Here is an 11,948-nt window from a genome sequence, read left to right on the forward strand (position 1 = left end):
CGAGCGTGCCCACCCAACCCCGGGAACGTGAGCGAGCGTGCCCACCCAACCCCGGGAACGTGAGCGAGCGTGCCCACCCAACCCCGGGAACGTGAGCGAGCGTGCCCACCCAACCCCGGGAACGTGAGAGAGGGTGCGGGATTACCGGGTGGTTGGCTCTGCGGGGACTCCAGCGGGCCAAGGAAGGAGCTCGGGCAGGTCCACGCCGTCGGCGGCTGCCGTGGCGCGGAGCGAACCCAGGCTCGGCTCCCTGCCCGCCAGCCACGCAGCGATATCCGTGATCATGCCCGTGATCGCGATGGACGTTCCTCCACTGCCAAGTGTCCGTGGCGGCAGACCGGTAGGCTGCAGCACGAACTTGTACTCCCCCGGGACCCTTGCAGTGAGGAAGTCGAACAGGTGCTCACAGAAGGCCCGGCTCCAGGTCTCCGGCCCGAAACCCAAACCAAGGTCAGAGGCATGGATGGTCAGTTCGCGCCACAGTGCCAGGCCGCCGTCGAGCACTGTTCCGTCCCTGTAGCTGATGCGCGCCTGCCATCCGTCCGGATCCAGAGCATCGAACGCTGCAATCGCCGAATCAACCGCTGTGGTGACGGACGCCGTGTGCTCGTCCAGGCTGTGACCGGCGGCGAGGTTGATGGCTTTGGTCCGGCCCTCCATGCCGCCGTCGTACAGTTCGATCTTTTCTCCCCGCCGCGCGTACTCCAGCTGCCGTGCCATGGCATTGGCAATGCCGGTGAGGTGCGCCAGCACGTGGCCCCGCGTCCAGCCGGGAAGTTCAGACGGTTCAGTGACGGATGATTCGTCCATCTTGGCGAGGAGGCGGGTGAGGTTGCCGGCGGCTTTGTGAAGCTCTGCGGGCAGCGCCTCTGCTGTGATCAGGGTCATAGCCCCATGCTAGTGCACCCTTAAACGGAGGGCGGGATGACGCCCGAAGGCACCATCCCGCTCTGCTGAAGCGAAGGCTACGACGCGTAAGAGCGCGCGGCCTGCAGTTCGGCTTCAAGTGCTGCAAGCTGGCGTTCGACGGCGGCCGGTGCCGTTCCGCCCTGCGAGTTGCGGCTGTTGAGGGAACCCTCAGTGCTGAGGACAGTGCGGACTTCGGGAGTCAGGTGCTCCGAAATCGCCGCATATTCTTCGTCCGTGAGATCCCACAGTTCCACCCCGCGGCTCTCGGCCTGCTTGACGGCAGCGCCGGAGAGTTCGTGGGCTTCGCGGAAGGGAACGCCCTGACGGACAAGCCACTCGGCGATGTCGGTTGCCAGCGCAAAGCCCTGCGGTGCCAACGACTCCATGCGCTCGGTGTTGAACGTCAACGTGGCGATCATGCCCGACACGGCCGGGAGCAGCAGCTCCAGGGTGTCCGCGGCATCGAACACGGGTTCCTTATCCTCCTGCAGGTCGCGGTTGTACGCGAGCGGCAGGCCTTTGAGCGTGGCCAGCAACCCGGTCAGGTTGCCGATGAGGCGTCCTGCCTTACCGCGGGCCAACTCAGCAACGTCCGGGTTCTTCTTCTGCGGCATGATCGAGGACCCCGTGGAGTACGAGTCATGCAGGGTGACGAAGGAGAACTCCTTGGTGGCCCAGAAAATGACTTCCTCGGAGATCCGGGACAGGTCGACGCCGATCATCGAGCACACCCAGGCGAACTCGGCGAAGACATCGCGGGAGGCAGTGCCATCGATCGAGTTGTGCACGGCCGAGTAGAAGCCGAGGTCCGCGGCGACTGCCTCCGGGTCGAGGCCCAGCGAGGATCCCGCCAACGCACCGGAGCCGTAGGGTGAGACACCGGCACGCTTGTCCCAGTCCTGGAGCCGCTGAACATCACGCAACAACGCCCAGGCGTGCGCCAGCAAGTGGTGGCCGAGCAGCACCGGCTGGGCATGCTGCAAGTGCGTGCGGCCCGGCATTGCCACGCCCTGATGTGCCTTGGCCTGCTCCACCAAGGCATCAACCGTGGCGAGCACACCCTGGGCGATGATCCGGGCGTGGTCCCGCAGGAACATGCGGCCAAGAGTGGCCACCTGATCGTTGCGGGAGCGGCCGGCGCGGAGCTTGCCGCCAAGTTGTGTCCCTGCGCGTTCGATCAGTCCACGTTCGAGGGAGCCGTGGACGTCTTCGTCGCTCTCGGCAGGAAGATAAGCGCCGCTGGCGACATCCTCATCCAACTGCGTCAGCGCCGCCAACATGCCCTCAAGCTCGGCGTCATCGAGCAGTCCGGCCTTGGCCAGCACGCGGGCATGTGCCTTGGAACCGGCGATGTCGTAACGGGCAAGCCTCCAGTCAAAGTGCGTGGACTTGCTCAGTGCGGCCAGCGCATCCGCGGGGCCGCCGGCGAACCGGCCACCCCACAGTGCACCTTCGTTTGTTGCCGACGTCATTACTGTCCAGCAACCCGCAGGTCGCGGCCGGAGGCAACCTTGGAGGACATTCCCCACAGCTCGATGAAGCCGCGGGCCATGGACTGGTCGAAGGTATCGCCGGTGTCATAGGTGGCGAGGTCGAAGTCGTACAGCGAGGTGTCTGAGCGGCGGCCGTTGACGATTGCCTGGCCACCGTGGAGGACCATGCGGATGTCGCCGGAAACGTACCTCTGGGTGTCTTCGATGAAGGCATCCAGGGAACGCTTGAGCGGGGAGAACCACTGTCCGTCGTACACGAGTTCGGCCCAGCGCTGGCCAACCGTGGCCTTGAAGCGGGCCTGCTCACGCTCGATGGTGATGTCCTCGAGGTGCTTGTGCGCGGTGATCAGCGCCATGGCACCCGGGGCTTCGTAGATCTCGCGGGACTTGATACCCACGAGGCGGTCCTCTACGACGTCGATCCGGCCAACACCCTGGGCACCTGCACGGCGGTTCAGTTCCTGGATGGCCTGCAGCGGGGTGACCTTGACGCCGTCGATCGCTACGGGCACGCCTGCCTGGAAGGAAATGATGACCTCATCCGGTGCCGGCGGGAACTCCGGGGTGGCGGTGTAGTCGTAGATGTCCTTGGTGGGCGCATTCCAGATGTCCTCAAGGTAACCGGTCTCGACGGCGCGTCCCCAGACGTTCTGGTCGATCGAGTACGGGTTCTTCTTGGTGGTCTCGATCGGCAGTCCCTTTTCCTCGGCGAAGGCGATGGCCTTGTCGCGGGTCAGGGCGAGGTCCCGGACAGGTGCGATGCACTTCAGGTCCGGGCCGAGGGTCTGGATGCCGACTTCAAAGCGGACCTGGTCGTTGCCCTTGCCCGTGCAACCGTGGGCAACCGTCGTGGCGCCGAACTCGCGGGCCGCCTTGACCAGGTGCTTCACGATGACCGGGCGGGAGATGGCCGACACCAGCGGGTAGTGGCCCTGGTAGAGGGCGTTGGCCTTCAGGGTGGGCATCGCGTATTCGTTGGCAAACTCGTCGCGGGCGTCGGCGACGTAGGCCTCGACGGCGCCGCAACCAAGGGCGCGCTGGCGGATGGTCTCCAGGGACTCGCCGCCCTGTCCGACGTCGACGGCCACAGCGATGACCTCGGCGCCGGTGGCTTCACCGATCCAGCCGATGGCTACGGACGTATCAAGGCCACCGGAGTAGGCCAGAACAATGCGCTCAGTCACGAGAGTGCTCCTTTGTTGTTGCTTGGTTCATTTGAATCTAATGCTGTGTGGATCAGTGCCGTATAAATCAGTTAGTTGCCGGGGCCGGCTTCCTCGGCCATCTGCAGGAAGCGGGCCGCCAGTTCCGCCCCGCCGTCGGCGTCCCTGGACACCAACATCACAGTGTCGTCGCCTGCGATCGTACCCAATACCGACGGCATCACGGAGTGGTCGATCGCAAGTGCCAGGAAGTTGGCGGCCCCCGGAGGCGTACGGAGCACAGCGATGTTGCCCGAAGCCTCCGCAGTGACCAGGAGTTCGCCGCAAAGCCTTGTCAACCGGGCATCGAGGATTTCCTGGGTAACGCCGCTCTTGGCGTTCCGGTCGCCGCCCTCCCCCGGGACGGCGTACACCAATGCTCCATCCTTGCCACGGACCCGCACAGCGCCAAGTTCCACGAGGTCGCGGGAGAGCGTGGCTTGGGTGACTTGAACGCCGTCGTCTGCCAGCAGGGCTGCAAGCTCTGCCTGGGAACGCACGGACTCGCCCGTCAGGATCGCCGTGATGCGGGCCTGTCGGGCAGTCTTGGTGGCCGGGCTGGCGCCCGGAACGGAGGGATTGGTGGTCACTAGAACGTGCTCTCGCCGGTTCCTTCGACGGGGGCGAGGCCCTCGACGAACGCAAGTCCGGAACGGTGCATCAGCCAGGCCATGAGCGCCTTCTGGGCGTGGAGGCGGTTTTCGGCCTCGTCCCAGACGATGGACTGCGGACCGTCGATGACGCCCGCCGAAATCTCGTAGCCGCGGTAGGCCGGGAGGCAGTGGAGCACGACGGCGTCAGGGTCCGCCTGGGCCATCGCTGCCTCGTCCACCGAGTACTCGCGGAACAGCTGCAGGCGGGCTTCCTTCTCCGCTTCCTGGCCCATGGACACCCACGTGTCCGTGGCCACGACGTCGGCGCCCTTGAGGGCCTCGGCAGCGTCACTTGTGATCAGCACGGACCCACCGGTCTCGGCAGCCCGTTCTTCCGCTGCCGCGACGATTTCGGGAGCCGGGAGATAACCTTCCGGGCCGGAAATCCTGACGTGCATGCCTGCTGTGACACCGGCCAGCAGGTACGAGTTCGCCATGTTGTTGGCGGCGTCGCCAAGGTAGGCCATGGTCAGTCCGGCCAACTCCCCCTTGTGTTCCTTGACGGTCAGGAGGTCGGCCAGGAGCTGGCAGGGGTGGTAGTCGTCGCACAGCGCGTTGATGACGGGGACCTTGGAGTTCTCCGCCATTGCCACCAGACCCGAGTGGGCGCCGGTGCGCCACACGATGGTGGACACCATGCGCTCCAGGACCTTAGCGGTGTCCTCTACGGACTCCTTGTGGCCGATCTGGGCTTCACCTGGGTTGATGATGAGGGCGTTGCCACCCATGTCGGCAATACCGGTCGCGAAAGAGACACGCGTGCGGGTGGAGGTCTTGTCGAAAATCACGGCGACCGTCTTGCGGCCGTTGCCTTCGCCCGCGAAAGGCTGCACGCTGTACGGCGCTGCCTTCATCCGGACGGCCAGCTCAAGCACTTCGGCTTGTTCGGCTGGGCTGAGGTCAGTGTCCTTGAGGAAGTGACGGGTGGAAATGCTCACTGTGCGTCCTTAGCGGTGGTGGCGGTGGCCATAGCGATCAAGGCTGGCAGGGCTGCCAGGAAACGGTCAGCCTGTTCGGTGGTCAGGATGAGCGGCGGCGCCAGGCGGATGGTCCGGGGACCGGGACTGTTGATGATGAAGCCCGCGTCGAGGCCGGCAGTCACCATGGCGGGGGCGATGTCCGCGTCGACGTCGAAGCCGATCAGCAAACCTTCGCCACGGACTTCGGTAACGCCCTCGACGGCGGCAATCCCCTCGCGAAGGTACGTGCCCACCGAGGTGACATGCTGCAGGACGCCCTGGCTCTCGATCGCGTGCAGCGTGGCCAGTGCGGCCGCGGTGGCCACCGGATTCCCACCGAAAGTGGTGCCGTGCTGCCCGGCGGTGAGCAGGGCCGACGTCGTACTTCCGAACGTGACCAAGGCGCCGATCGGGAACCCGCCGCCAAGGCCCTTGGCGAGCGTGACGGCGTCGGGGACGATCCCGGCGTCTTCGCTTGCCAGCCACTTGCCGGTCCGGCCGATGCCTGTCTGGACTTCGTCGAGGATGAGGAGAGCTCCGGCATCGGTGGTTGCCTGGCGTGCCGCCCGCAGGTATTCGGCGCTGAGCGGCCGGACGCCCGCTTCGCCCTGGATCGGTTCCAGGAACACGGCTGCCGTGGAATCGTCGACGGCGGCACGCAGGGCTTCGATGTCACCGAACGGAACGTGGACCACGCCACCGGGCAGCGGCTCGAAGGGCGCGCGGTAGGCCTCTTTCGCCGTGAGCGCGAGGGCACCCATGGTCCGTCCGTGGAACGCGCCTTCAAGCGCGATGATCTTGGTGCGCTTTCCATCGCCATTGTTCCGGCGGGCCAGTTTGAAGGCGGCCTCGTTGGCTTCCGTACCGGAGTTGGCGAAGAACACCTTTGAACCGGAAGGAGCCTTGGCCAGTTCCAGCAGCTTTTCGGCCAGTGCGATTTGCGTGGGGCTCGTGAAGAAGTTGGACACGTGGCCGAGTGTGGCCAATTGGCTGGAAATGACCGAGGTAACGAACGGGTGGGCATGTCCCAGTGCGTTCACAGCGATGCCGCCGAGGAGGTCCAGGTACTCCTTGCCGTCAGCGTCCCACACGAGACAGCCGGCGCCACGGACCAGGACCCGCTGCGGGGTGCCGAAGACTCCCATCAGGGACGTCGAGTAACGGGCCAGCCAGTCGGCACCCGTGCTGTGGCCGGTGATGGCATCGGCCGGGGTTTCGACCACTGCTGCTTCGTTGGTGCTCATGCGTTCACGTCCTCGTCGGGTACTACCTGGGTGCCGATGCCCGCCGTCGTAAAAGTTTCCAGCAGCATCGAGTGGGCCAGTCGGCCGTCGACGATGTGGGCGCGCTCCACGCCTTCGTCGATGGCCTTAAGGCAGGCGGCCATCTTGGGGATCATTCCGGATTCGAGCTTGGGGAGCATGTCGCGGAGCTCTGTTGCGGTCAGCGAGGAGATCAGCGAGGACTTGTCCGGCCAGTTCGCGTAAAGACCTTCGACGTCGGTCAGGATGACCAGTTTGGAGGCCCCCAAGGCTGACGCGACCGCAGCTGCGGCGGTGTCAGCGTTGACGTTGAGGACCTGGCCGGTGGTCTGGAACCCGTTGCCGTCCTCAGTGATTTCCGGGGCGACGGTGGAGATCACGGGGATGCGGCCGGCGTCGAGAATGTCCTTGATGCCTGCTGGATCCACGCCCACGACTTCGCCAACAAGGCCCAGGTCCACTTCTTCGCCGTCCACCACGGTGCCGGTGCGGACGGCACGCAGAAGGCCGCCGTCTTCGCCGGACATGCCGACGGCGTACGGACCGTGGGAGTTGATCAGGCCCACGAGTTCGCGGCCGACCTGGCCAGTGAGGACCATGCGGACAACATCCATGGCTTCGGGGGTGGTGACCCGCAGGCCGCCCTTGAACTCGGACTCGATGCCGAGCCGGCCAAGCATGGAGTTGATCTGGGGGCCGCCACCGTGGACAACCACGGGGTGGATGCCGACGTGGTGGAGGAAGACGATGTCCTCGGCAAAGGCGCGGCGGAGGTCATCGTTCACCATCGCGTTGCCACCGTACTTGATCACCATGGTGGTTCCGGCGAAGCGCTGGATCCACGGCAAGGCCTCGATCAACGTTGCCGCTTTGTCCTGGGCTGCACTCATGGACGTGTTCTCGCGGGTCTGCGCAGTCATGGTCATTCCGCTCAGCTCGAGTACGCGCTGTTCTCATGCACGTAGTCGTGCGTGAGGTCGTTGGTCCAGATGGTCGCCTCGGCGTCGCCGGCCTGCAAATCGATTTCCACGAGAACTTCGCGTGGCTCCAGGTCCACCAGGTTGCGGTCATCGCCAATGGCACCGTTGCGGCAGATCTGGATGCCGTTCATGGCAACGTTGAGCTGGTCGGCTTCGAACACGGCGTCCGTGGTTCCTACCGCGGACAGCACCCGGCCCCAGTTGGGGTCCTTGCCGAAGATCGCGGCTTTGAAGAGGTTGGAGCGGGCCACTGAGCGTCCTACGGTTTCCGCGTCACGTTCGTTGGCGGCATTGAAGGTCCGGATGGCGATGTCGTGGCTGGCACCTTCTGCGTCGCCAATCAGCTTGCGGGCCAGTTCGGCGCACACAGCGGTCACCGCTTCGGTCAGTTGCTCTGCCGACGGCAGTGCTTCGGAGGCGCCCGAGGCCAACAGCACCACGGTGTCGTTCGTGGACATGCACCCGTCCGAATCGGCCCGGTCAAAGGTGACGCGCGTGGCGTCCCGCAGCACGACATCGAGCTCGTTGGCAGGAACCTCGGCGTCAGTGGTCAGCACCACCAACATGGTGGCCAGCCCGGGGGCGAGCATGCCCGCCCCCTTGGCGATCCCGCCCACCGTGAAGGGCTTCCCTTCGGCATCCTTGCCGGTGAAGACAGCTTCTTTGGAGACGCTGTCCGTGGTCATGATGGCCGTTGCGGCAGCGGCACCGCCGTCCTCGGACAGCTCCTTCGCGGCAGACTCGACGCCCGGAAGGATCTTGTCCATGGGCAGTTGCTCGCCGATCAGTCCGGTTGAACACACCACGACGTCGGAAGCTGAGACTCCCAGCACTTCTGCCACTTTCTCGGCCGTGGCATGGGTGTTCTGGAAGCCCTGGGGGCCGGTGCAGGCGTTGGCACCACCGGAGTTCAGGACCACGGCATCCACGCGGCCATCACTGACCACCTGGCGGGACCAGTGCACGGGGGCCGCAGCCACCCGGTTGGAGGTGAAAACTGCGGCGGCGGCCTTGGAAGGGCCATCGTTGACGACAAGGGCCAGGTCCGGGTTGCCGGAGGCCTTTATGCCGGCCTTGATGCCAGCGGCGCGGAATCCCCTGGGGGCGGTAATGGTCACGGTGCAACTCCCTGCAGGTTCAGGCCGGCTGTTTCATCCAGGCCGAGGGCAATGTTCATGGACTGCACGGCTCCGCCGCCAGTTCCTTTGGTGAGGTTGTCAATGGCGCAGGTGACGATCACGCGGCCCGTGTGGGCGTCGAACGCAAGCTGCATGACGGCGTGATTGGATCCCTGCACCGACTTGGTGGTGGGCCACTGGCCTTCGGGCAGCAGGTGGACGAACGGCTCGTCGTCGTAAGCATCTGCCCACGCCTGGCGAAGCTCGGCCTCGGTCACGCCGTGCCCGACCTTGGCAGTGGCCGTCGTGAGGATGCCGCGGCTCATGGGGGCGAGGGTCGGAGTGAAGGACACCGTGACGGGTTCGCCGGCGACGTTGCTGAGCCCTTGTTCGATTTCCGGTGTGTGGCGATGACCGCCACCCACACCGTAGGGGCTCATGGAACCCATGACCTCCGAACCGATCAGGTTGACCTTGGCCGCCTTGCCGGCGCCCGAGGTGCCGGAGGCGGAAACGATGACGACGTCGTCCGTCAGGAGAAGGCTGTTGGCGAACCCGGGCGTCAAGGCGAGCAGGGCAGACGTCGGATAGCAGCCGGGAACTGCGATCCGCTTGGCGCCCTTGAGCGCCTCACGCTGGCCCGGAAGTTCCGGCAGCCCGTAGGGCCAGGTGCCCGCGTGCTCGGAGCCGTAGAACTTTTCCCAGGCTGAGGCGTCCTGCAGGCGGTGGTCCGCCCCGGCGTCGATGACTACCGTGCCTTCGGGCAACTGCGCCGCGATCTCGGCGGAGGTTCCGTGCGGCAGGGCCAGGAACACGACGTCGTGACCGGACAGGTTTTCCACGGTGGTCTCTTCCAGGATCCTGCTGGCCAAACCATGGAGATGTGGCTGCAACTCACCTAGTCTGGAACCGGCGTTGCTGTGCGCGGTAATCGCACCGATGGTGACGTTGGGATGGTTCGCCAGCAGGCGCAGCACTTCTCCCCCGGCGTAGCCGCTGGCACCGGAGACGGCAACAGAAATAGTCATGACACCACTGTACAGCAAGATTATTCATGCTGTCCGATATTTATGCATGCCTATGTGAGCTGTCTCATTTCACCCTGTCCGTCAGCGTATGCTTGATGAAGGGTGATCCAGACCGTGCAGTCCGAACGTCGGCTGCAGCGTTGCCCGTTAGCGATACGGGGCACATTCATGGCACCCACGTCCACCGCTGAGCGCCCAAAAGCACGCGCAATTCAGCCAAATCCCGTTGTACAGAGCTACTCAGAGCTCCTCAAGAGCGTCAAAGCAGCAGGCCTTCTTGAGCGTCGCAGCGGCTTCTACATCTGGGTTTTCGTAGCCCTCATGCTTCTCATGGCCGGAACTTGGCTCGGCTTCGCCCTGATCGGCGAGTCCTGGTATCAACTCCTGATCGCTGCCGCCGTCGGCATCCTTTGCACGCAGCTGAGCTTCCTTGCCCATGAGGCAGGACACAAACAGATCTTTGCCTCGCGCCGCGCAAACGACTGGTCGGCCCGACTCCTTGCCACCGGAGTGGCCGGCATCAGCTACTCCTGGTGGGAACAGAAGCACGGCGCACACCACAACCATCCCAATGTCATTTCCAAGGACCCCGACATCCGGAATAATGCCTTGGTTTTCCATGAAGACGCTGCAGCTGAACGAAAGGGCCGTCTGGCGTTCCTGACGAAGAAACAGGGCTGGTTCTTCTTTCCCCTTCTGACTCTCCTTGGACTGAGCCTCCAGTTCGATTCGCTGCGCTTTGTCTTCGGAAAGCAGAAAGTACGCCACCGCTGGGTTGAGACTCCCATCCTGGTGGCCAGGCTTAGTGCCCTCCCCGTGCTGGCCTTCACGTTCCTCCCCATTGGAATGGCCTTCGCCTTCCTCGGGGTTCAGATCATGGTCTACGGCTTCTACATGGGGGCCTCGTTCGCACCAAACCACAAGGGCATGCCCGTCCTTCCGAAAGACAGCCGGGTGGACTTCCTCAACCGTCAGATCCTCACTTCCCGCAACATTTCCGGCGGACGCTTCATGGACTTCCTCCTTGGCGGCCTCAACCGGCAGGTGGAGCACCACCTGTTCCCGGATATGGCGCGGCCCCAGCTTCACAAAGCATCAGCGATAGTGCGCGAATTCTGTGCCAGGCATTCCATCCCATACACCGAAACAACCCTGGTGCAGTCTTACGGCATCGTGGTCCGGTATCTCAATGACGTGGGCCTGGCAGCCGGCCGTGGCTTCGACTGCCCCGTAGCTTCGACGCACGGACGCTTCTAGGCGTTCGACAAGGAAGGCCCCAACCTCCCTAGGATGGATTCTGGAACCGGGCACCGGAAGGACCGCCCCGGAGTTAGGAGCCACCATGACGCACGCCATCATTGCACAGCAAGCGGGAGGACCCGAGGTCCTTGAGTATGCTTCCGTCGAAGTACCGGCACCGGGCCCCGGACAGCTGCTGATCAAAGTCGCCGCGACCGGGGTCAACTTCATCGAAACCTACCAGCGCAACGGCACCTACAAAGTGGCCTACCCCTTCACTCCCGGCGCCGAAGCAGCCGGCGTCGTGGAAGCGGTCGGGGAAGGCGTTGAAGAATTTGCCGTGGGCGACCGCATCGCAACGGCCGAAGGGACCCGGACGTACGCCGAGTACGCCCTCGTCGAAGCGGCCAAAGCGCTGCCCGTGCCCGCCGGCGTCGACGACCACACAGCAGCCGCCCTGCCACTGCAGGGAATCACGGCCCACTACCTGATGAACTCCTCCTTCCGGGTAGAGCCCGGCCACACAGTACTTCTGCACGCTGGAGCCGGCGGGGTGGGCCTGCTGTTGACGCAACTGCTGAAGGCACGCGGAGCCCGCGTCATCACCACGGTGTCCAGTGACGAGAAGGCCGATCTGTCCACCCTGGCCGGTGCCGATGAGGTCCTGCGCTATGAGGGCTTCGCCGACAAAGTCCGCGAACTTACCGACGGTGAGGGCGTCAACGTGGTGTACGACGGCGTCGGCAAGGACACCTTCGACGATTCCTTGAAGAGCCTGCGGATCCGCGGCGCCATGGTGCTTTTCGGCGCCGCTTCGGGACCCGTGCCGCCCTTTGACCCGCAGCGGTTGAACGCAGCCGGATCGCTGACCCTGACCCGGCCGACCATGGCCCACTTCGTTCAGAACGCCCAGGAACGCCGGTGGCGCTCCGCCGAAATTTTCGACGCCGCCGCCAACGGCACGCTTGCGGTCAGGGTCGGCGCCACGTACCCCTTGGCTGAGGCTGCCCAAGCACACCGTGATCTGGAGGGCCGCCGGACCACCGGCAAGGTCCTGCTGCTGCCTTAAGGCCAGCGCCCGGCGCCCCAACTCCTGGTAGCTCCC

General features: G+C 64.8%; 11 protein-coding genes. 2 read left to right on the top strand and 9 right to left on the bottom strand.

Going from position 1 to position 11,948, the window contains the following annotated elements; all coding sequences use genetic code 11:
* Positions 1-141 precede the first annotated feature (141 nt).
* From ACFUOZ_RS14345 to argC, 9 genes are all read right to left on the bottom strand, one after another.
* Positions 142-888 (bottom strand): maleylpyruvate isomerase family mycothiol-dependent enzyme, encoded by a 747-nt coding sequence (locus ACFUOZ_RS14345; protein WP_377549269.1) that lies wholly within the window; start codon positions 886-888, stop codon positions 142-144.
* 77 nt (positions 889-965) lie between these two features.
* A complete protein-coding gene (argH, locus tag ACFUOZ_RS14350; protein ID WP_377549271.1) occupies positions 966-2,381 on the bottom strand; it encodes an argininosuccinate lyase in 1,416 nt (471 codons plus the stop codon).
* Positions 2,381-3,586, bottom strand: a complete 1,206-nt coding sequence (locus ACFUOZ_RS14355) for an argininosuccinate synthase (protein WP_377549273.1) — start codon at positions 3,584-3,586, stop codon at positions 2,381-2,383. Before ACFUOZ_RS14355 ends, argH begins: the two co-directional genes overlap by 1 nt.
* Positions 3,587-3,657: 71 nt before the next feature.
* Complete coding sequence (locus ACFUOZ_RS14360; RefSeq protein ID WP_377549275.1) at positions 3,658-4,194, bottom strand: arginine repressor; 537 nt, start codon at positions 4,192-4,194, stop codon at positions 3,658-3,660.
* Positions 4,194-5,195 (bottom strand): ornithine carbamoyltransferase, encoded by a 1,002-nt coding sequence (gene argF / locus ACFUOZ_RS14365; protein ID WP_377549277.1) that lies wholly within the window; start codon positions 5,193-5,195, stop codon positions 4,194-4,196. Before argF ends, ACFUOZ_RS14360 begins: the two co-directional genes overlap by 1 nt.
* On the bottom strand, positions 5,192-6,460 hold the full coding sequence (locus tag ACFUOZ_RS14370; RefSeq protein ID WP_377549279.1) for an acetylornithine transaminase: 1,269 nt from the start codon (positions 6,458-6,460) through the stop codon (positions 5,192-5,194). The genes argF and ACFUOZ_RS14370 overlap by 4 nt, the downstream gene beginning before the upstream one ends.
* Complete coding sequence (gene argB, locus ACFUOZ_RS14375) at positions 6,457-7,398, bottom strand: acetylglutamate kinase (protein WP_377549281.1); 942 nt, start codon at positions 7,396-7,398, stop codon at positions 6,457-6,459. Before argB ends, ACFUOZ_RS14370 begins: the two co-directional genes overlap by 4 nt.
* An 11-nt stretch (positions 7,399-7,409) precedes the next feature.
* Positions 7,410-8,576: a bifunctional glutamate N-acetyltransferase/amino-acid acetyltransferase ArgJ gene (argJ, locus tag ACFUOZ_RS14380; RefSeq protein WP_377549283.1), complete on the bottom strand. Its 1,167-nt coding sequence runs from the start codon at positions 8,574-8,576 to the stop codon at positions 7,410-7,412.
* On the bottom strand, positions 8,573-9,604 hold the full coding sequence (gene argC / locus ACFUOZ_RS14385; protein ID WP_377549285.1) for an N-acetyl-gamma-glutamyl-phosphate reductase: 1,032 nt from the start codon (positions 9,602-9,604) through the stop codon (positions 8,573-8,575). The genes argJ and argC overlap by 4 nt, the downstream gene beginning before the upstream one ends.
* A 168-nt stretch (positions 9,605-9,772) precedes the next feature.
* On the opposite strand from argC, the gene ACFUOZ_RS14390 reads away from it, so the two are divergent.
* The gene (locus ACFUOZ_RS14390; RefSeq protein ID WP_377549287.1) at positions 9,773-10,861 is read left to right on the top strand and encodes a fatty acid desaturase family protein; all 1,089 of its coding nucleotides are present in this window, start codon (positions 9,773-9,775) and stop codon (positions 10,859-10,861) included.
* An 85-nt stretch (positions 10,862-10,946) separates the two neighbouring features.
* Positions 10,947-11,912, top strand: coding sequence for a quinone oxidoreductase family protein (locus ACFUOZ_RS14395; protein ID WP_377549289.1), 966 nt, complete (start codon positions 10,947-10,949; stop codon positions 11,910-11,912).
* The last annotated feature ends 36 nt before the right edge of the window (positions 11,913-11,948 follow it).

This window comes from Paenarthrobacter sp. NPDC057355 (assembly GCF_042667405.1).
Lineage (GTDB): Bacteria > Actinomycetota > Actinomycetes > Actinomycetales > Micrococcaceae > Arthrobacter.